The sequence below is a fragment of the Stenotrophomonas sp. PS02300 genome (assembly GCF_029959395.1).
Classification (GTDB): domain Bacteria; phylum Pseudomonadota; class Gammaproteobacteria; order Xanthomonadales; family Xanthomonadaceae; genus Stenotrophomonas; species Stenotrophomonas maltophilia_AD.
In genome coordinates this window covers 30345-50606 of sequence record NZ_JASCOP010000016.1, presented here as the reverse complement: position 1 = coordinate 50606, position 20262 = coordinate 30345, and the positions used below count along the sequence as shown (strand labels likewise).

Annotated in this window: 19 protein-coding genes; 15 read left to right on the top strand and 4 right to left on the bottom strand. The window is 67.3% G+C overall.

Annotated elements, in window-relative coordinates; genetic code table 11:
- Positions 1-156 precede the first annotated feature (156 nt).
- The 3 genes from QMX79_RS05455 to QMX79_RS05445 all read left to right on the top strand — a co-directional run bounded on the left by QMX79_RS05455 (position 157) and on the right by QMX79_RS05445 (position 3148).
- The gene (locus QMX79_RS05455) at positions 157-438 is read left to right on the top strand and encodes a YfhL family 4Fe-4S dicluster ferredoxin (RefSeq protein WP_068851051.1); all 282 of its coding nucleotides are present in this window, start codon (positions 157-159) and stop codon (positions 436-438) included.
- Positions 435-2180 (top strand): gamma-glutamyltransferase, encoded by a 1746-nt coding sequence (ggt, locus tag QMX79_RS05450; protein WP_282245159.1) that lies wholly within the window; start codon positions 435-437, stop codon positions 2178-2180. Before QMX79_RS05455 ends, ggt begins: the two co-directional genes overlap by 4 nt.
- Positions 2181-2260: 80 nt before the next feature.
- Entirely contained in the window at positions 2261-3148 is an 888-nt protein-coding gene (locus QMX79_RS05445; protein ID WP_282245158.1) for an MBL fold metallo-hydrolase, read from the top strand.
- A gap of 11 nt (positions 3149-3159) precedes the next feature.
- Here the strand turns inward: QMX79_RS05445 and upp are convergent, their stop codons facing one another.
- On the bottom strand, positions 3160-3795 hold the full coding sequence (upp, locus tag QMX79_RS05440; protein ID WP_282245156.1) for a uracil phosphoribosyltransferase: 636 nt from the start codon (positions 3793-3795) through the stop codon (positions 3160-3162).
- Between the two features lie 157 nt (positions 3796-3952).
- Here upp and QMX79_RS05435 point away from each other — a divergent pair, with 157 nt between their 5' ends.
- Genes QMX79_RS05435 through QMX79_RS05420 form a run of 4 tightly spaced genes read left to right on the top strand, consistent with a single transcriptional unit; the run spans position 3953 to position 9634 of the window.
- The gene (locus QMX79_RS05435) at positions 3953-6502 is read left to right on the top strand and encodes a TonB-dependent receptor (protein WP_282245154.1); all 2550 of its coding nucleotides are present in this window, start codon (positions 3953-3955) and stop codon (positions 6500-6502) included.
- A complete protein-coding gene (locus QMX79_RS05430; protein WP_282245152.1) occupies positions 6502-7614 on the top strand; it encodes a phytase in 1113 nt (370 codons plus the stop codon). The genes QMX79_RS05435 and QMX79_RS05430 overlap by 1 nt, the downstream gene beginning before the upstream one ends.
- A gap of 35 nt (positions 7615-7649) precedes the next feature.
- Positions 7650-8990, top strand: a complete 1341-nt coding sequence (locus QMX79_RS05425) for a metallophosphoesterase family protein (RefSeq protein ID WP_282245160.1) — start codon at positions 7650-7652, stop codon at positions 8988-8990.
- A gap of 8 nt (positions 8991-8998) precedes the next feature.
- Positions 8999-9634 (top strand): inorganic diphosphatase, encoded by a 636-nt coding sequence (locus QMX79_RS05420; protein WP_282245151.1) that lies wholly within the window; start codon positions 8999-9001, stop codon positions 9632-9634.
- Between the two features lie 119 nt (positions 9635-9753).
- Here the strand turns inward: QMX79_RS05420 and QMX79_RS05415 are convergent, their stop codons facing one another.
- The gene (locus QMX79_RS05415; RefSeq protein WP_282245150.1) at positions 9754-10530 is read right to left on the bottom strand and encodes an SDR family oxidoreductase; all 777 of its coding nucleotides are present in this window, start codon (positions 10528-10530) and stop codon (positions 9754-9756) included.
- 113 nt (positions 10531-10643) lie between these two features.
- On the opposite strand from QMX79_RS05415, the gene QMX79_RS05410 reads away from it, so the two are divergent.
- From QMX79_RS05410 to QMX79_RS05400, 3 genes are read left to right on the top strand one after another with little or no spacing between them, the layout of a single operon-like run.
- Positions 10644-11537, top strand: a complete 894-nt coding sequence (locus tag QMX79_RS05410) for an AraC family transcriptional regulator (protein WP_282245149.1) — start codon at positions 10644-10646, stop codon at positions 11535-11537.
- Positions 11538-11592: 55 nt separating this feature from the next.
- Positions 11593-12165: a TetR/AcrR family transcriptional regulator gene (locus QMX79_RS05405; RefSeq protein ID WP_282245147.1), complete on the top strand. Its 573-nt coding sequence runs from the start codon at positions 11593-11595 to the stop codon at positions 12163-12165.
- Between the two features lie 8 nt (positions 12166-12173).
- Complete coding sequence (locus QMX79_RS05400; RefSeq protein ID WP_282245145.1) at positions 12174-13211, top strand: NAD-dependent epimerase/dehydratase family protein; 1038 nt, start codon at positions 12174-12176, stop codon at positions 13209-13211.
- Here QMX79_RS05400 and QMX79_RS05395 read toward each other — a convergent pair.
- Complete coding sequence (locus QMX79_RS05395) at positions 13180-14256, bottom strand: catalase family protein (RefSeq protein ID WP_282245143.1); 1077 nt, start codon at positions 14254-14256, stop codon at positions 13180-13182. The two genes, QMX79_RS05400 and QMX79_RS05395, sit on opposite strands and share 32 nt — an antisense overlap.
- Before the next feature lie 161 nt (positions 14257-14417).
- Here QMX79_RS05395 and QMX79_RS05390 point away from each other — a divergent pair, with 161 nt between their 5' ends.
- Together QMX79_RS05390 and QMX79_RS05385 are read left to right on the top strand one after the other, a co-directional pair.
- Complete coding sequence (locus tag QMX79_RS05390) at positions 14418-15827, top strand: deoxyribodipyrimidine photo-lyase (protein ID WP_282245141.1); 1410 nt, start codon at positions 14418-14420, stop codon at positions 15825-15827.
- Positions 15828-15944: 117 nt separating this feature from the next.
- Positions 15945-16640, top strand: a complete 696-nt coding sequence (locus tag QMX79_RS05385; protein WP_282245139.1) for an OmpA family protein — start codon at positions 15945-15947, stop codon at positions 16638-16640.
- 77 nt (positions 16641-16717) lie between these two features.
- On the opposite strand, the gene QMX79_RS05380 is transcribed toward QMX79_RS05385, so the two are convergent.
- A complete protein-coding gene (locus QMX79_RS05380) occupies positions 16718-17740 on the bottom strand; it encodes a LysR family transcriptional regulator (protein WP_282245138.1) in 1023 nt (340 codons plus the stop codon).
- 141 nt (positions 17741-17881) lie between these two features.
- On the opposite strand from QMX79_RS05380, the gene QMX79_RS05375 reads away from it, so the two are divergent.
- From QMX79_RS05375 to QMX79_RS05365, 3 genes are all read left to right on the top strand, one after another.
- Positions 17882-18109 carry a hypothetical protein gene (locus QMX79_RS05375; protein WP_282245137.1) on the top strand — a complete coding sequence of 76 codons (228 nt, stop codon included), beginning with the start codon at positions 17882-17884 and terminating at the stop codon, positions 18107-18109.
- Entirely contained in the window at positions 18106-18876 is a 771-nt protein-coding gene (locus QMX79_RS05370) for an SDR family NAD(P)-dependent oxidoreductase (RefSeq protein ID WP_282245136.1), read from the top strand. Before QMX79_RS05375 ends, QMX79_RS05370 begins: the two co-directional genes overlap by 4 nt.
- A 93-nt stretch (positions 18877-18969) precedes the next feature.
- Complete coding sequence (locus QMX79_RS05365; protein WP_282245133.1) at positions 18970-20172, top strand: efflux RND transporter periplasmic adaptor subunit; 1203 nt, start codon at positions 18970-18972, stop codon at positions 20170-20172.
- The last annotated feature ends 90 nt before the right edge of the window (positions 20173-20262 follow it).

Sequence of the window (20262 nt, the reverse complement as noted above, 5' to 3'; positions counted from 1 at the left end):
CCCTAGAACATGTTCGGCGACCCCACGAACGCGGGCCCCGGGCGGCCGCGCCCGGCGCGCGGCCCGGGCGGCGTCCTTCGTGGACGCCGCCGTTGACCGGCCCGCGCAGCTGCGCAGGCCGGTTTTCCTCTGCCGGCACTGGCGTGGAGTAACGCCATGTCGCTGAAAATCAATGAGCTCTGCGTCAACTGCGACGTATGCGAGCCCGCCTGTCCCAACCAGGCCATCTCGATGGGTGAAACCATCTACGTGATCGACCCTGCACGCTGCACCGAATGCGTGGGGCATTTCGACGAACCGCAGTGCGTGGTCGTCTGCCCGGTGGAATGCATCGATCCCGATCCGGACATTCCCGAAACCCAGGAAGCGCTGCTGGCCAAGCTGCATGGGCTCCAGCGCGATCATCCCGAACTCTATGTGGAGTCTGCGCCCGAATGAACACCCCCTCCCGTCGCTGGTTGCTGCTGCTCCTGTTGTGGACGCCGGCCCTGTGGGCCGCCGAGCCTGCGCCGCAGGCCACACTGGCCGCACATCCTGAAGGCGTCGCCATCGCCAGTGGCCATCACTTGGCGACCGAAGCGGGCATGGAAATCCTGGCCAAGGGCGGCAACGCGTTCGACGCCGCGGTGGCGGTGTCCTCCACCCTGGCGGTGGTCGAGCCGATCAGCTCCGGCCTGGGCGGCGGCGGGTTCTTCCTGCTGCACGATGCCAGCACCGGCAAGGACGTGATGCTGGACGCGCGCGAAACCGCGCCGGCCGCCGCGACGCCCGAAGCATTCCTGGACAGGAAAGGCGAGCTGGACCGCGATCGCTCGGTGAACGGTCCGTGGTCGGCCGGCATTCCCGGCCTGCCCGCGGCGCTGGTGGAGCTGTCGGCCAAGCACGGCAAGCTGCCGCTGCAGGCATCGCTGGCCCCGGCGATCCGCATCGCACGCGAGGGTTTCCCGGTCTATGCGCGCATGGCCAAGGGCTATGCTTCGCGCCGTGAAGTGATGGAGCGTTACCCCGGAACGCGCGAGGTGTACCTGCGCAACGGCAAGCCGATCGCCGAAGGCGATGTGTTCAAGCAGCCGGAACTGGCGCAGACGCTGGAGCGCCTGGCCGCAGGCGGCTTCGACGGCTTCTACAAGGGCCAGACCGGCAAGCTGCTGCTGGCCGGGGTGAAGCAGGCCGGTGGCAAGTGGACGGCCGACGAGCTGGCCGGTTACCGGGTCAAGCAGCGCGAACCGATCGTGTTCAATTACCGCGACTGGAAGATCACCACCGCCTCGCCGCCGTCCTCCGGTGGCATCGCGCTGGCATCGATGCTGCAGATCCTGGAAGGCTGGGACCTGAAGGCGATGGACCCGGCCCACCGCACCCACCTGGTGGTGGAATCGATGCGCCGCGCGTTCCGTGACCGCACCTTCTTCCTGGGCGATCCGGACTTCGTGCAGATTCCGCAGAAGGTGCTGACCAGCCGCGATTACGCCCAGGGCCTGCGCGCCACCATCCACCCGGAAAAGGCCACCCCGAGCGACCTGCTGTCGGGCAACCCGACGCCGCTGGAAGACGACGAGACCACCCACTTCTCGATCATCGACCAGCAGGGCAACCGCGTCGGCGCCACCCAGACGGTGAACCTGCTGTACGGCTCGGGCCTGATTCCGTCGGGCACCGGCGTGCTGCTCAACAACGAGATGGACGATTTCGCGCTCAAGCCGGGCACGCCCAACGCGTTCGGCGTGATGGGCTATGCGGCCAACGCGCCGAAGCCGGGCAAGCGCATGCTCAGCTCGATGACCCCGACCTTCATGGAATCGGCCGACAAGGTCGTGGTGCTGGGCACCCCGGGCGGCAGCCGCATCATCACCATGGTGCTGCTGGGCGTGCTGGGCTATGACGATGGCCTGGACGCGCAGCAGGTTGCCGCGCTGCCGCGCTTCCACCACCAGTGGCTGCCGGACGTGATCGAGGCGGAAACCGGTGCGTTCGATGCGGCCACCATCAAGCAGCTGCAGGCGATGGGCCACAAGATCGACCTGCCCGGCGACAGCGCCGAAGGTGGGCGCGGTTCCAGCCACGTGTGGGGCAACCTGCAGACGGTGGAATGGAACCGCCGCAGCAACCAGCTCAGCGTGGGCAGCGATCCGCGCAACCCGGTCGGCTCCGGCGCCGTCGCACCGGCGGCGGCAAAGTAAGACGAAAACCCCGCTGCGGCGGGGTTTTTTCATGCCGGCGGATAGCGAATTATTAACGCGGCCCGCCGGATAATTTACCGATGAAACTATGGTCCATCCGCGGTAACTCACAAAAGCTCGATGGCGGCGCGATGTTCGGCAATGCGCCGCGTGCGGTCTGGGAAAAATGGGCGGCACCCGACGATCTCAACCGGATCGAACTGGCCTGCCGCGCGCTGCTGGCCAGCCCGCTGGCCGGAAAGACGGTGCTGTTCGAAACCGGTATCGGCGCGTTCTTCGAACCGAAGCTGCGTGACCGTTACGGCGTGCAGGAACCCAGCCACGTGCTGATCGAATCGTTGCGCGAAGCCGGCTTCGAACACGAGGATATCGACGTGGTGGTGCTCAGCCACCTGCATTTCGACCACGCCGGCGGCCTGCTGGCGCCGTGGAGTGAAGGCCGCGCGCCGGAACTGCTGTTCCCCAACGCGACCTTCCTGGTCGGTGCCGAACACTGGGAACGCGCGCTGCATCCGCATCCGCGTGACCGCGCCAGCTTCATTCCCGAACTGCCGCAGCTGCTGCAGGACAGTGGGCGGCTGGAGATCGTGCAGGGTCCGTATTCGCGCACGCTGGGCAACAGCGTGCGTTTCAGCTTCAGCGATGGGCACACCCCGGGCCTGATGCTGGCCGAGATCGTCGGCCCCGAACAGGTGCAGGGCGAGCCGCGCGGCGGCGTGGTGTTCTGTGCCGACCTGATTCCGGGGCGCTCATGGGTGCACGTTCCGATCACCATGGGCTACGACCGCAACGCCGAACTGCTGATCGACGAGAAGCGCAGCTTCCTCGAAGACAAGCTGGCGCGCAACGTGCACCTGTTCTTTACCCACGATCCCGAGTGCGCGCTGGCCCAGGTCACCCGGGACGAGAAAGGGCGGTTCGGTACCGCCCACGAACAGGGTGAATTGAAGGCCCGCGCGCTGGCCTGACAGCGCGCGGATCAACCGACCACGCGGGTCCCGAAGATGCGGTCGCCGGCGTCACCCAGGCCCGGCAGGATGTAGCCCTTTTCGTTGAGCCGCGCATCGATCGCGGCAGTGAAGATTTCCACATCGGGGTGCGCCGCCTGCACGGCCGCAATGCCTTCCGGCGCCGCCACCAGGAAAATACCCTTGATCCGCCGTGCCCCGGCGCGCTTGAGCATGTCGATGGTGGCGATCAGGGTGCCGCCGGTGGCCAGCATCGGGTCCAGGATCAGCGCGTCGCGCTCTTCCAGGCGGCCGGTGAGGCGCTCGAAGTAGGGCACCGGCTGCAGGGTTTCCTCATCGCGCTGCAGGCCGACCACGCTGACCCGCGCCGCCGGGATCAGCGACAGCACGCCACTGAGCATGCCCAGCCCGGCGCGCAGGATCGGCACCACGGTGATCTTCGCGCCGGCAATGCGCTGCACGGTCACCGGGCCGGCCCAGCCGGAAAGGGTGTGCGCTTCGGTGTCCAGGTCGGCGGTGGCCTCGTAGGCGAGCAGGCCGCCCAGCTCGTTGGCCAGCTCGCGGAAGTCCTTGGTGCTCAGGGACGCATCGCGCATCAGGCCGATCTTGTGCTGCACCAGCGGGTGGCGAACTTCGACGATTTTCATGGGAATGCCAACAAAACGGGGAGAACGCCATTTTGCCGCACCGGTGCCATGGCCGGCCATAGCCCGCCCCTGAAGGTGCCCATCGCCACCGGTGTCACGTTCATGCAATCTCCCGGACATACCGTGCTGACCCAATCTTTACACCGTTGGGGAAGCCGTGCAGAACAAATCGCCGTTGGGGCTGGCCATCAGCCTGTCGTTGCTCGTCCTGTCCACCGCGCCTGCCGTGGCCGCCGCGAGCGGGGAGCTCGCTGGCGCTGCGGCAGCCACCGAACTGGACCGGGTGGAAGTGCGCCCGCAGCTGGAATCGCAGACCCGTGCGGTTGACCTCAAGCGCAGCAGCGACGCCATCCAGGACGCGGTATCGTCCGATGCCATGGGCGTCTACCCGGACAAGAACGTGGCCGAATCGCTGCAGCGCCTGCCCGGCGTCAGCGTCACCCGTGACCAGGGCGAGGGCCGCTTCGTGGTGGTGCGCGGCCTGGATGCCAACCTCAACAGCGTCAGCATCGACGGCATCGCCGTGGGTACCCCGGAAGATTCCAGCCGCGCCGCGCCCCTGGACGTGATTCCCTCCGACTCGACCGAACGCCTGCGCGTGGTCAAGTCGCCGACCCCGGACATGCCCGGCGACGCCATCGGCGGCGCGATCCTGGTCGAGTCCGCCTCGGCCTTCGACCGCGACGGGCGCAGCCTGCGTGGCAAGATCGAAGCCAGTCACCAGGACCTGTCCGGCCACACCAGCCCCAAGGCCGCGTTCAACTACAGCGAAGTGTTCGCCGATACCTTCGGCGTGGCGCTGGGCGTGAACTACCAGAACCGCAAGTTCGAGTCCGACAACAGCGAAGTCGAGTACGGCGAATTCGACGGCGGCAGCGAAGACGAGCTGTTCGCCAACAGCCTGCAGCACCGCAAGTACGAGATCGAGCGCAAGCGCATCGGCGCCAACCTCAACTTCGACTGGCGCCCCAGCGAAGACAGCCAGTACTACCTGCGCACGCTGTACAGCCAGTTCGATGACGCCGAAACCCGCCAGCGCACCATCTTCAACTTCGGCGATGGCGAGGTTACCGCGCTGGGCAACAACCAGTTCCGTGTCGACGACCTGCCGGCCGATGCGATCCAGAAGCGCATGCGCTACCGCACCAAGAAGGAAAACACCTTCGCTGCCAGCCTGGGCGGCGAGAACCGCCTGACCAACGCTGTGCTGGATTACAAGGTCGGTTACACCCGCACCGAAGAACGCGTCAACGACGAGATGGAAGCGCGATTCGAGTACAACGGCGATGACCTGGCCGCCACCGTGGACCAGAACAGCGGCATTCCGCGCTACACGCTCAGCGATGCCAGCTGGATGGACAACGGCAACTACGATTTCGACCGCTTCGTGCTCTCGCCCAAGCGGGTGGACGACAAGGAGCACAGCGCCCAGGTCAACATCCGCTTCGACGGCGACAACAGCAGCTACAAGTTCGGCCTGCTGGGCCGCTGGCGCGACCGTGACGTGGACACCGACGAGCGCGAACTGCGCGTGGGTCCGGACGTGGCGTTGTCCGACTGGACCACCTCCACGCCCGACCACCGTGGCGGCAGCCTCGGCCAGGGCATGAGCTCGGATGCGATGCGCCGCTACTGGGCCCAGTTCGGCAGCCAGTACAGTGCCCGCCCGCAGGATGTCGGCGCCAATGCGATGACCTCGCTGGAAGAGGATTACACCGCCAGCGAAGACATCTTCGCCACCTATGCCATGGGCACCTGGGATGTGGGCAACCTGCGCATCATCGGCGGCGTGCGCGTGGAAAACACCCAGTTCCAGGCCACCGGCAACCAGGTCGACGTGGCCGCCAATGGCCGCAGCTACACCGTGACCCCGCTGACCGCCGACCGCAGCTACACCAACGTGCTGCCGGGCCTGCACCTGCGCTATGACGCGGGCAGCGACTGGGTGCTGCGCGCGGCTGCCAACAAGACCGTGTCGCGCCCGTCGTTCGGCGATATCGCGCCGCGCATCGGCTACAACCGCGGCGACGAGGAAGTGCGGTTGGGCAACCCGGAACTGGATCCGTACGAATCCAAGAACGTGGACCTGTCGTTCGAGCGCTACATCGGCAGCACCGGCATCCTCTCGCTGGGCCTGTTCCACAAGTCGATCGACGGCTACATCGTCAACACCGTCAGCGACAGCGATCCCGAATACCCGGGCTTCGACGTCACCCGCGTGATCAACGGCGACAAGGCCAAGGTCTACGGCGCCGAGTTCAACTGGCAGCAGCAGCTCAGCTTCCTGCCGGCCGGTTGGGATGGCCTGCTGGTCGGTGCGAGCGGCACCTGGCTGGAGGCCGATTTCGGCCCGGGCCTGGACGGCCGTGCCGACGAGGACTTCACCCTGCCGCGTGCCTCCAGGCACGTGTACAGCGCACACCTGGGTTACGAGAAGGCCGGCTTCAGCACCCGCATCGCCGCCGTGTACCGCAGCGAGTACCTGGATACGCTGGGCGACAGCCGCGCCTACGACATCTTCGTGGCGCCCAATACCCAGCTCGATCTCAGCCTGGACTACAAGATCACGTCCAACGTGAGCGTGTACTTCGAAGCGCAGAACCTGCTCGACAAGCCGCTGGAGCTGTACCAGGGCGTGCGTTCGCGCACGCTGCAGAACGAAGAGTACGGCCGCACCTACGCGCTGGGCCTGAAGGTGGCCCTGTGATGCGCGCACGCCCCGCACTGGGCCTGCTTGCGCTGGCGCTGCTGGCCGGCTGCAAGCCGGCTGCTGCCCCCGCGCCGACCGCGCCCGCCGCGGACGCCGCCGCAGCCACCACCGGCCGTAACGTGGCCACCGTGGCCGAGGCCTTCCTCACGCCGATGACGCCGGCCGACAACATCGACTCGCCGGCCAGCTGGACCAGCCCGGAAGGGCAGGTGTGGCTGATCGCCACCGCCAAGGCCACCGACAAGCTGGTGGTCTATGACGGCCAGACCGGCGCGCACCTGCGCGATGTGGGCAGCACCGGCACCGCGCCGGGCCAGTTCGTCCGCCCCAACGGCATCGCCGTGGTCGATGACCTGGTGCTGATCGTGGAGCGCGACAACCACCGCGTGCAGGTGTTGCAGCTGCCGTCGTTCACGCCGCTGGGCACGTTCGCCGCCGACGACCTGCGCAAGCCGTACGGGCTGTGGGTCAACAAGCAGGCCAACGATTACGACGTGTACGTGACCGATTCCTACGACGCCGGTGAAGACGCGCAGGGCAACGACGTGCTGCCGCCGCTGGCCGAGCTGGACAAGCGCGTGCGCCGCTATGCGGTGCAGGTGCAGGACGGCAAGGTGCAGGCGACGTTGACCTCCAGCATCGGCGACACCTCCGAGGCCGGCGCGCTGCGCGTGGTCGAATCGATCTGGGGCGACCCGGCCAATGACCGCCTGCTGATCGCCGAAGAAGACGAGACCTACGCCAGTGAGTTCAAGGTGTACACGCTGGAAGGCAGGTTCAGCGGGACCACCTTTGGCCGCGATGCGTTCAAGGCCCAGGCCGAAGGCGTGATGCTGCGCACCTGCGGCAAGGACGGCTGGTGGATCACCACCGAACAGGGCAAGGATCGCAGCGTGTTCCATCTGTTCGACCGCCACACGCTGAAGCATGTCGGCGCGTTCCAGGGCAATACCGTGGCCAATACCGATGGCATCTGGCTGAGCACGGCCGCCTCGCCGCGCTTCCCGCATGGCGCACTGTACGCTGTCCATGACGACCAGGGCGTGGTCGCCTTCGACTGGGCCAGCGTGGCCAGACAGCTGTCGCTGCCGCTGGAGTGTGCAAAGTGAGCGGTATCCATGCATGCGCCCGCGCGCTCGCGGTAGTGCTGCTGCTGGGCAGCGCGTCCAGCTGGGCCAAGCCGGAGGGCAAGGCCGAACCGAACACCCAGGTGCCGGCCGGCAACCGGCATTACGCGGCGTCCGGCTTCCCGGACCGCATCGTGGCATCGCCGGCGCAGGACGCATCGCGCGGCTTTGCCGTGGCGTGGCGTACCGATACCAGCGTCAGCACGCCGCTGCTGGAATGGGTGGTTGCAGGCGACTCGCCCGATGTCGGCACGCCCAAACGCGTCACCGCCGTGACCGCGACGCTGGACACCGAACTGGGCCCCTCGCACCATCACCGTGCCGACGTCGCGGGCCTGGCGCCGGATACGCTGTACCTGTGGCGGGTGCAGGGTAACGGGACCTGGAGCGCCTGGAACCAGCTGCGCACCGCCGGGCGGGCCGACCAGCCATTGACCCTGCTGTACTTCGGCGACACCCAGAACAAGAACGTCAGCCACGTCTCGCGCGTGCTGCGTGCCGGCATCAAGGCCGCACCGGACGCGCGCCTGACCCTGTTTGCCGGTGACCTGGTGAGTGGCGGTGATGGTGTGGACGACAGCGAGTGGGGCGAGTGGTTCGCTGCCGCCGGCTGGCTGCCGCAGGAAACCGCAGTGGCACCGGCGATCGGCAACCATGAGTACTTCGAGGAATTCGAGGACACCCCGCAGGAGCGCCGCGTGCTGGGCCGGCACTGGCCGGTGACCTTCGCCCTGCCGCGCAACGGCGTGGATGCCGCATCCACCAGCACCTACTGGTTCGACTACCAGGGCGTTCGCATCGCCGTGCTGGACGGCACCTCGGCGCTGGACCTGGGCACGGCCCAGGCGCAGGCGGCGTGGCTGGACAAGGTGCTGGCGGACAACCCGCAGCCGTGGAGCATCGTGCTGCTGCACCAGCCGTTCTATTCGCCGCGCGAGGGCCGCGAGAACGCCGAGCTGCGTGACGTGCTGCTGCCGGTGGTGCGCCGCCACAACGTGGACCTGGTGCTGCAGGGCCACGACCACACCTACGGGCGTCGTGGCGAAGGGCAGGCGGCCACCCCGCAGTACGTGGTCACGGTAGCCGGCCCGAAGCAGTACCGGCTGTCCGACGAAGCGCGCGCGACGATGGCGCCGGTCGGTGAGGACACCCAGCTGTACCAGGTGCTCACGATCGATCCACGGCACCTGCGCTATGAAGCACGCACGGTCACCGGCCGCCTGTACGACGGCTTCGAACTCAACCGGGACGCTGATGGCAGCAAGCGCAAGACCGAACTCACCGAGGGCCGCATCGCCCCGCGCGACTGCGCGCGTACCCAGACCCTGAAGGGTCGCGCCGACCGCTGCTGGGAATAAGGACTGCCATGAACCCGCAACCCAAGCTTCCCCTGATCGCCCTTGCCGCGGCACTGCTGCTGCTCACCGGCGCCAGCCTGGCCAGTAACGCGGTGCTGCACCCCTTCCTGGCCGCCCAGCCGAAGGAAGCGCCGGAGGAAGCCAACCTGGCCGTAGAAATCCCGGCCGGCAGCTTCACCAAGTACGAAATCAAGGAAGACGGCCTGGTCCACGTCGACCGCTTCCAGTCGATGCCGGTCGCGTACCCGGCCAACTATGGCTCGATGCCGCGCACGTTGGCCGGCGACAACGACCCGCTGGATGCACTGGTGTTGACCCGCGAGCCGCTGCATCCGGGCGTGATCGTGCGCTTCCGCCCGATCGGCTACCTGAAGATGGTCGACAAGGGCGAGCACGACGAGAAGGTGATCGGCGTGCCCACGGACAAGATCGACCCGACCTACGCCAACATCCGCGACCTGCAGGACCTGCCGCTGATCGAACGCCAGCGCATCGAAGCGTTCTTCCGGGTCTACAAGGACCTGCCCGAAGGCCGCAACCCGGTGCAGCTCAACGGCTGGGGCAACGCGGCCGAAGCGAAGGCGCTGATCCGCGAATCGATGCAGCGCTTCGACGCCCAGCAGCGCCGCGCCAAGGGCGACTGAACGCCCCGGACGGGGTGCACCCTGACTTCCGGCCCTTCTTGGTGATGCCGCCCGCATCGACGATGGTGGCACTGCCAGCCTCCGCCGGAAGTGGACATGGTTGTGTGCGTGGCTGCGCCTTACAACAGCATCCCGCCGCCCACCTCGATGCGCTGCGCGGTGACCCAATGATTGCCGGTTCCCACCAGCGCCGCGACCATCGCGCCGATGTCGTCGGCGCGACCGGGCCGTCCCAGCGCGGTGTGGTCGCTCACATAGCGCTTGACGTCCGGGTTGTCGCGCACCGCGCCGCCGAAGAAGTCGGTCTCGGTTGCCCCGGGCGCTACCGTATTGACGGCGATGCCGCGCGGACCCAGTTCCAGTGCCAGGTAGCGCGTCATCACCTCCATCGCGCCCTTCATGGAGGCATACACCAGGCTGCCTGGCGCCGTATGCCGGGTAAGGCTGGTGGAGATATTGACGATGCGGGCCCCATCTTCCAGGTGCGGGGCCAGGGTCTGGCTCAGCAGCAGCGGACCTTTGAAATGGAGCGCATGCAGGTGGTCGATGTCATCAGCGCGGATGCTGCCGAACAGGGCCGGCGCATGTGCGCCTGCATTGTTGACCAGCGCATCCAGCTGCCTGCCTCCACGTTCCTGCAGCCAGGCAGTCACCGCTTCCTGGAACGCAGGGAAGCTGGCGCTGTCGGTGAGATCCAACTCAAGCGCCAGCGTCCGTTGGCCCATGCGGGTGATCTCCGCGAGGGCAGGATGTGCTGCATCGGGATCGGTGCGGTACGTTAAGATCACATCCCAGCCCTGTTCTGCCAGGTGCTGCGCGATGCTGCGGCCGATTCCCTTGTTGCCACCGGTGACCAGCGCAACGCGGGCGCCGCTATCGGGAGAATGCCTGTGCATGAGACAACTTGTTGCGAGGAAGGAAGCGGCATGATCGACCCCGGCGATGCGCAGGTCTTGCAGGTTCCTGCAGCGTTCTTGCCTGATCGTGCAGATGCGCGGAACGGCCGCGCATGATCGCGCGATTGCACAAGGCGGTAGCAGCCCTGCTGCGTGGAACGCCGGCTACAGGCGGCCAGGTGCTCACGCCGCTGCCAGGCGTGATCGTATCCAGCACCCCCCACGCGCGCATGCCCAGCCATGCGCTGTACCGGCCCGCGCTTGGCGTGGTGGTGCAGGGTGCCAAGCAGGTGCTGGTGGGGGAACAACGCCTCGATTACCGCGCAGGTGAGGCACTGGTGACCCGGATTGCCCTGCCGGCAAGTGGCAGGGTGCTCGTTGCCAGCAAGGCGGCACCGTTCATGGGCGTTTCCATCGAACTTGATGCGGTGTTGCTGCAGGAGACCCTGGCCCGGCTCGATCCGATGCCGTCTGCCAAAGGGGCGCTTCCAGGCCTGTGCGTGCACGTCTTGCCGCCACCGGTGCTGGACTGCGTGGCGCGGATTGTTGAAGCGGCGTCGTTGGCGCAGGCGGACGTGCTGTTGCCCACCCTCCTGCGCGAACTGAACTATTGGTTGCTTACCGGCGCGACCGCGGCGGATGTGGCCGCCATGGCACGCCCGGAAGGGGCACTGCATCGCGTTGCCGATGCTGTTGTTTACCTGCGCCGCCATTTCCGCGAGCCGCTGCAGGTCGAGGCGCTGGCGGCGGCAAGCAGCCTGTCGGTGTCGTTGTTCTACCGCCAGTTCCGTGCGGTAACTGCGTTGTCGCCGTTGCAGTTCCAGAAGCAGCTGAGGCTGCTGGAGGCAAAGCGCCTGCTGGAAAACGACGAGGTGAATGTCACCGGTGCAGCGCTCAGCGTGGGCTATGAAAGCCTGTCGCAGTTCAGTCGGGAATACCTGCGCTGCTTCGGGCACAGCCCGCGGCACAGCGTTCAGGCAGGGACAGAGGAGCACGGCGCCGCTTGATCGCGTGCGGGACCTGAATTAATATCCGACCGGACGGATATTAATGGACGCCAGCATGGCTCGACCCCGCACCATCGACCCCAATCAACTGCTGGATGCCGCCGAGCGCGTTGTGGCGCGCCTTGGCGTGCCCGGGCTGACGCTTGATGCAGTGGCCGTGGAGGCCGGCATCAGCAAGGGCAGCGTGCTCTACGACTACCGCAACAAGGCGGCACTGGTGCAAGCGGTGGTGATGCGCGCGCTGCAGCGCGACAGCGCCCACAACCAGGCTGCCATCGACGCGCTGGATGGCGACGACAGCCCGGTGATCCGGGGGCGCCTGTTGGCGGCGGCGCAGCCGTTGCCCGAACCCTTCCGTCCCGTGGCGCTGAGCCTGGTGGCGGCCATGGCCAGCGATTCCAGCCTGCGTGCGCCCTTCCAGGCGCATCAACGCGAGGTCATTGACGCGGTCGAATCGAGCGCGCAGCAGCCGCGTGGCGCGATGCTGGCGTACCTGGCGCTGGAAGGCCTGAAGCTCCTCGAATCGCTCGACTACCACCGTTTCCCCGAACAGCAGCGCGCACAGCTGCTGAGCGATATCGCCTGGCTGGTGGAGCAGCGCCCGCATGCGGCGCAGCCACTGCCGTAGGAGTCTCCATGTTTGTATCCCAGCGTATTTTCCTCACCGGCGGCAGCGGCTACGTCGGTCGAAACCTGATCGAGGCCTTCACCCGCCGCGGCTGCGAAGTGGTTGCGCTTGCCCGCAGTGATGCGGCGGCAGGCGTGGTTGAACAGCGTGGCGCACGCGCATACCGCGGAGAGCTGCTCGACGAAGCGCTGGCAGCCGGCATGCAGGGGTGCGATGTGGTCGTCCACGCCGCCGCGGACACCGATCACGTGGCGGGCGGCGAACGGCAGCGCCGGATCAATGTCGACGGTACCCGGCAGGTGGTGCGGGCGGCGCTGCAGGCCGGCGTCACCCGGTTGCTGCTGCTCAGCACCGAATCGGTGCTGGCCACGGGGCGCGCGCTGGTCGCGGTGGATGAGCGCGCGCCACTGCCGCGCAGGGCCATTGGTGGGTACTCACGCTCCAAGGCTGCGGCGGAGCAGATCGCGCTGGCCGCCAACGGCGAGCGACTCTCGGTCAGCGTGCTGCGCCCCCGCTTCGTATGGGGACGCGACGACACCACTGCGCTTCCGCAACTGTGCGAAGCGGTGCGGTCAGGCCAGTTCGCCTGGATTTCCGGCGGCCACTACCTGACCTCCACCACGCACATCGCCAACCTGTGCGAAGCGGTACTTGCCGCCCTCACGCACGCGCGGCCGGGAGAGGTGTACTTCATCGCCGACCAGCAGCCCGTCCAGTTCCGCAGCTTCATCACGGCGCTGCTGGAAACCCAGGGCATGGCAGTGCCCGAACGCAGTGCTCCGCGCCCGTTGCTGTGGGCGCTGGCCAACGCGGGCGATGCGCTGGCGGCGGTCAGTGGTGGTCGCCTGCGCGGGCCGCTGACCCGCCAGCAGTTCGCTGCCTCCGCGGTCGAGGTGACCCTGGAGACCAGCAAGGCGCGCCAGGAGCTGGGATATCGCGACGTGATCACGCGCCAACAGGGGCTGGACGAACTGCACGTTCTGCGGGAAACGCCCAGCCACGCAGGGCGTGGCTCTACGTCGGTTCGTGGATCGGGCAACGGTTGAACGTTGACCGGAATTCACGCGAGGCTGCCATTACCACGCGACGTGCGCGGTTGAGGTTGCCCAGCGGCCGATGCGCCGCCAGGGCATGCCACGGGGCGAAGGCCAGCTGGTCTTCGCTCGATTCGGCGTCTGCACTCCAGGAGGCCTGGGCTTCGACCAACAGACGACCGACGGGCAGGTACGGGCTGAGCTCTTCAGGCCACACCACCGACGCGTCTTCAATCGGCATCTTCTCCAGGTCGCGGCACAGCTGCACCCGCAGCTCCCACTCGGCCACGGCACCCGGCTGGGCGAAGAACGCAGCAACCGCCTCGCGTTGCGTGTCCGGCGCCGATTCCAGCGGCTCGCCGGTCAGCGCCTTCAATGCCGGCGATACCGGCACCCAGGAGAACTTGGCAATGTAAGCGCCATAACGGAAGGGCACCTGGGTAAAGAAGGTTTCACCCAAAGGGTGATGCTGCGGTTCGCCGCCCAGCGCCTTGAGCGTGCCGCTCTGTCCTCCGACAGCTTCCAGAGCTGCCTCGGTGCCGCGCAACGTGGCCGACAGGAGCTGTTTGGTGCGCGGCATGCGCTCGGTGGTGGCCGCCAGCAGCTTCGCCGAGCGCAGGAAACCGCTGATGCCGGGCGTGTTGAACGCCGGCCCGTTGACCATCAGGAAGTCCTGGCTGTGTTGCTCATCGCCTCCCTCCACGCGTGCACCTGGCACGTGCAGGATCTTGACGGCCATCGCGCGCGGCGTGGAGACGGTATCGGGCAGCTGCTCGGCCGGCGGCGAGGACAACCGCACTAGGGCGTCGTACTCACCGGGTGCGGCGAACAGGCCATGACTAAGCTCGGGCGACAGCCCATCCAGCACGCGGAAGCGACCGCGCAGCAGCGCGTGGCCCTTCGCATGCACCGCGCGGTGCGCACGTCCTTCGTGCTCGGCCACGACCTGGGCCATGCCGGTGAACACCTTGACCAGTTCGGCAATGGTGGCCTGTTCGTCAGCGTCGGCATGTTCAACGTTGACCGAGTACGCGACAGCAGGGAGAAGCGCAGGCATGGGAGTGGCATCCGAAGGAATGAGGGGGCTGGGCACAGCCACCTTCCCGCTTGACCCGTGCAGGAGTAGTGCAGGGGACATTGCGATGATGCGAAGGCCGCGTGCAGCACCTTCACCCGGCATCGCTATCATGTGGCTCTCTTTCAGCGTAGGCGGTGCTTGTGTCGGTAGCTCTGGTCTGGTTCCGCCGTGATCTGCGTCTTCAGGACAACCCGGCGCTGCAGGCCGCGCTGGAGGCGGGGCATATCCCGGTGCCGGTCTACATCCACGCGCCGGACGAGGAGGGCGCATGGGCGCCGGGCGGTGCGTCGAACGCGTGGCTGCACCGCTCGTTGGCCGCGCTGGATGCGGAGTTGGGTGCGCGCGGGTCGGCGCTGGTGCTGCGCCAAGGTGACAGCCAGGCGCAGCTGCAGGCGTTGATCGAAGAAACCGGCGCCGAGGCGGTGTACTGGAACCGCAAGTACGAACCGGCCACGCAACCGCGCGACGCCCGGATCAAGCGCGAGCTGCGCGGGCAGGGCATCGATGCAAACAGCTGCAACGGCAGCCTGATGTTCGAGCCATGGGACATCGCCACGCTGCAGGGCGGGCCGTACAAGGTATTCACCCCGTTCTGGCGCAACGCGCTGACCCGCATGAACATTCCGGCGGCCGCCCGGCTGCCGCAGACCCTGCCGGCGCACGCTGCGACAGGCGTGGCACTGGACACCTTGGGACTGGCGCCGACGCTGGACTGGGACAAGCAATTCTGGGAGCACTGGCAGCCCGGCGAAGCTGGCGCGCAGGAAGCGCTGTCGGTGTTCATTGACGGTGCATTGAATGGTTACCGCCAGCAGCGCGACCTGCCTGACCGGGTAGGCACGTCGCTGCTGTCGCCGCACCTGCACTTCGGCGAAGTGTCGCCGTGGCAGATCGTGCGACGGCTGGAAGCAGAGCGCAGCGCCAGCCGCGATGCCGATGTCGATGGCTACATCCGCGAGCTGGGCTGGCGTGAGTTCTCCTACCACCTGCTGCACCACTTCCCGCAGACCCCGGAACAGAACCTCAACCCGCGTTTCGCGAACTTCCGCTGGGCCGAGCCAAATGCGACACAGATGCAGGCCTGGCAGCAGGGCCGGACCGGCGTGCCGATCGTCGACGCCGGCCTGCGCGAGCTGTGGGCCACCGGCTACATGCACAACCGCGTGCGGATGATCGTGGCCAGCTTCCTGTGCAAGCACATGCGCCAGCACTGGCTGCACGGCGCCCGCTGGTTCTGGGACACGCTGGTGGATGCGGACCTGGCCAACAACACCATGGGCTGGCAGTGGGTCGCCGGTACCGGTGCGGATGCGGCGCCGTATTTCCGCATCTTCAACCCGGTCACGCAGTCGCAGAAGTTCGATCCGCATGCGCGTTACATCACCCGCTGGGTGCCCGAACTGGCGCCGCTGCCGGTGAAGGCGCGCTTCGCACCGTGGCAGTCGCCGTCGTTGCTGGCCGAGCTGGCACCGGGCTATCCGGCGGTGCCGCTGGTGGATCTGGCGGCCGGCCGCGAGGCGGCGTTGGCCGCGTATCGACACACGGGCTGATGCCCGAAACCTGAACGAAATGCCGAATCCGTGCGTGTTCATCATGCCGGCATCGCATCTGCGTGTTTATCCTTCTGGCCGTCCGCACGCCGCCAGACGGCATCCAAGGAGAACACCATGATTCGATCCGCACCCCGCAACGTGGCCCTGGCCCTGATGACCGCTGCCGCCCTGTCGGCCTGCGCCACCGGTGGCTCCTACGTGCAGAGTGACCAGTACGGCAACCCGACCGAGCAGCAGAGCCGCACCGGCCGCAATGCGCTGATCGGTACCGCCATCGGCGTGGCCGCCGGCCTGCTGACCGGTGACAGCGCGACCGAGCGTCGCCAGCACGCGATGGTGGGTGCGGGTATCGGTGCACTGGCCGGCGCCGGCGTGGGTGCGTATCAGAACAAGCAGGAACGGCAGCTGCGCGAGCGTACCGCCAACACCGGCATCGACGTGCAGCGCCAGGGCGACAACATCGTGCTGAGCCTGCCCGATGGCGTGACCTTCGACTTCGGCAAGTCCGCGCTGAAGCCGCAGTTCTACGGTGCGCTCAACGGCGTGGCCGCTACGCTTACCGAATACAACCAGACCATGATCGAAGTGGTCGGCCACACCGACAGCATCGGCAGCGATGCGGTGAACAACAAGCTGTCCAAGGAGCGCGCCGATTCGGTGGCTGCCTACCTGGCCGGGCAGGGTGTGGATCGCGTGCGCATGGAGACGCTGGGTGCCGGCAAGGCCTATCCCATCGCCGACAACAGCACCGATGCCGGCCGCGCCAAGAACCGCCGCGTTGAGATCCGCGTGATCCCGCTTACCCAATAACGGTAGCGCCGCGCACTTTCGCGATATAAAAATGCCGCCTGGAAAGGCGGCATTTTTCATTGCGCGGACGGGTTGGATCAACCGGCCGTCACCGTCTCCAGGATCCGCTTCCCGGTCTCCTGCAGCTCCGCTTCGGCTTCCTTCTGCTGCTGCTTGGCCAACTTCGCCGCCGGGCACTGCGCCAGCATGTAGTTGGCGTCGAAGTTGAGCTTTTCGACCAGGAAATCCACGAACGCGCGCACCTTCGGCGACACCAGCCGGCCGCCGGCGAACACCGCGTTGAAATCCACTTCCGGGCCGGTCCAGCCCGCCAGCACGCGGCGCACCATGCCTGATTCGATGAACGGCTTGGCCATCACATCGCCGGTGAGCAGCAGTCCCTCGCCGCAGACCAGCGCACCGTTCAACGCCGACGGATCGTTGGCCACCAGCAGCGGATTGACCGGGAAATCGCGCAGGTCGCCGCCGTTCTCGCCCAGCTGCCAGAAGAACCGGTTGTTGTTGAGGTTGCGTGCCTTGCGCATCGCCAGGATGCGGTGGAACTGCAGTTCGTCCGGGTGCAGCGGCTCGCCGTAGCGTTCGATGTAGGCCGGGCTGGCGAACACCTGCGTGCGCAGGCTGCCCAGCTTGCGCGCCACCAGGTTGGAATCGGGCAGGGCGCCCACGCGCAGCGCGAGGTCCGCTTCGCCCGCGATCAGGTCCAGCTTTTCGTTGCCCAGGTGCATGTCCAGCTGGATCTCCGGGTACTGGGCGTGGAACTGCCCCAGCAGCGGTGCGATCCAAGTGATGCCGATCGAATAGGGCACGGTGAAGCGCAGCCAGCCGCGTGGGCCGGACTGCAGCTGGTTGACCGCGCCTTCGGCTTCTTCCAGCTCGCGCGCGATGCGCTGGCAGTGCTCGTGGTACACCGAGCCGGCCTCGGTCAGGCCCAGCCGGCGCGTGGTCCGGTGCAGCAGGCGTGCGCCCAGCCGCGTTTCCAGTTCCTGCACCTTGCGGCTGACGGTGGTCTTGGGCAGGCCGAGCGCATTGGCAGCGGCAATGAAGCTGCCTTGCTCGACCACCTTGACGAAGATCAGCGTGTCGTTGAGATCGTGGGCCATGACGGAGTCCATATCGGGGGATGGGTAGGGTGCCCGAAAGATTGTGCCGGGTACGGGACGATTATTCCCCTTAATTCGGACTAATCAAGGGGGAGTTCGAGGACTAATCTGGCGCCATTCCCGAATTGGAGGACGCCAACCATGTGGTTGCAGAACATTCTAGGCCGCGTCATCGGCGGCCGCACGCCCTCGCTGGAGCTGGCCCTGACCGTTGAAAAGCGCCCCTCGGCCTTCTCCGGCAAGGCTTTCCGCGAGTTCACCCCGCCCGCCAACCTGCAGCGCGGCGGCAGCCTGCGCCTGGGTGCCCGCAACGGCGGCCGACTGGGTCGAATTGGGATTATCCCGGCGACGGGAGTTAAAGTCCCATGAACGGGACACTGGCCCCCGAAGTGCTGGTGCTTGGCGGCACCGGCAGCGTCGGGCAGGGCATCGTGGCTGCGCTGCTGGAGGCCGGCAGCCCGGTCCTGGTGGTCGGCCGCGACCCGGGCCGGCTTGAGGCGCTGCGCGAGCAGTTCGCCGATGAGCCGGGGCTGGAAACGCTGTTGGGCTCGCTCGCCGACGATGGTTCGGCGCAGGCGCTGGCCGAGCGCATCGCGCAGCGGCCGCGCACGCTGGCCGCGGTCATCGATGCAATGGGCGGCCCCTACAACCGCGGCCGGGTCATCGACCGCAGCGGCGATGCGCTGCTGCAGGCGCTGCAGGCCGACATGATGCCGCACGTGCACGCCGGGCGCCGCCTGCTGCCGCTGCTGCAGAGCGAAGGCCACCCGCGCCGTTACGTGCTGGTCGGCAGCCCGGCTGGCTTCAAGCCGTGGGCCGGCTATGGCGAAAGCTCCATCACCGGCGCCGCCACGCGCATGTATGCGCAGGTGCTGCACCAGGAAGCACAGGCGCTGGGCGTGCGCGCGCAGATGCTGGAAGTGTGCAACCCGGTGTGCACGCCGACCAACGCCGCCAACGCGTGCATCGAATGGCCGAGCGCGCTGCTGGTCGGCCGCCGCGTGGTTTCCCTGCTCGACAACTGCGTCGACAACCGCGCCATCGTGCGCTGCGACACCCGCGATGCGGAACTTCCGCGTGGACTGCTGCAACTGGACCGGCCTCCCGCCTGGCGCGACATCGCAGGTGTCGCTTGACCTTTACCTAGGTTCAGGTCCCAAGCTGCCGGCCCCAAGCACTACAACGCGATTTTGTTTTTCTTTGACCACCCCTACGTACGGATGCATTCCATGACTTCCTCCAATTCCACTCCGCATCGCTTCTCCCGACGGCTGGCCATGGCCGGCGTATCGATCCTGGCGGCCGCCGTGCTGACCGCATGCAGCGGCAGCCAGGCCGAAACCGCCGGCCCGCCGCCGCCGCAGGTCAGCGCCGCGCCGGTGCTGGTCAAGCCGGTCAGCCAGTGGGACGACTTCAGCGGCCGCGTCGAGGCGGTGCAGAGCGTCGAACTGCGCCCGCGCGTGTCCGGCTACATCGACAAGGTCAACTACGTCGAAGGCGATGAAGTGAAGAAGGGCGATGTGCTCTTCACCATCGACGCGCGCAGCTACCAGGCCGAGTACGACCGCGCCCGTGCCGAACTCACCCGCGCGCGCACCCAGGCCACCGTCGCCCGCAGCGAGTCCGAGCGCGCCAAGAAGCTGTCCGAGCAGCAGGCCATCTCCACCGAATCCTGGGAGCAGCGCCGTGCCGCCGCCGACCAGGCCGGTGCCAACGTGCAGGCCGCGCAGGCGGCGTTGGATGCGGCGGCCCTGAACCTGGAATTCACCAAGGTGCGTGCGCCGATCGACGGCCGTGCCGGCCGCGCGATGGTCACCGCCGGCAACCTGGTCACCGCCGGGGACAGCGCCAGCGTGCTGACCACGCTGGTCTCGCTGGACACGGTGTTCGTGTACTTCGATGCCGACGAGGGCACCTTCCTGCGGTACGCGCAGATGGCACGCAAGGGCGAGCGCCCGAGCGAGCGCGACAGCGAGCTGCCGGTGAAGGTCGGCCTGTCCGGTGAAGAAGGCTTCCCGCATGCGGGCAAGGTCGACTTCCTGGACAACCAGGTCACCCGCAGCACCGGCACCATCCGCGTGCGTGCGCTGCTGGACAACGCCGACCGTGCCTTCACCCCGGGCCTGTTCGCCCGCGTGCAGCTGCTGGGCAGCGGCGAGTTCCAGGCCATGCTGATCGATGACAAGGCCGTGCTCACCGACCAGGACCGCAAGTACGTGTACGTGGTCGACAAGGAAGGCAAGGCGCAGCGCCGCGACATCCAGCTGGGCCGTACCGCCGAAGGCCTGCGCATCGTGCAGCAGGGGCTGGCGGCCGGCGACCGGGTGATCATCGATGGCGTGCAGAAGGTGTTCATGCCGGGGATGCCGGTTCAGGCCAAGGCGGTTGCGATGCAGCCGGCTGCGGCGGCTGCACCTGTTGCATTGAACTAAAGAGCAGCCGGCCAACGGTCGGCTCTACCGTGTCTTTCAACGCCCCGTGGGGCACCGCTCCCGCTGTCGTCTTCGACAGCGGCAGGGGTG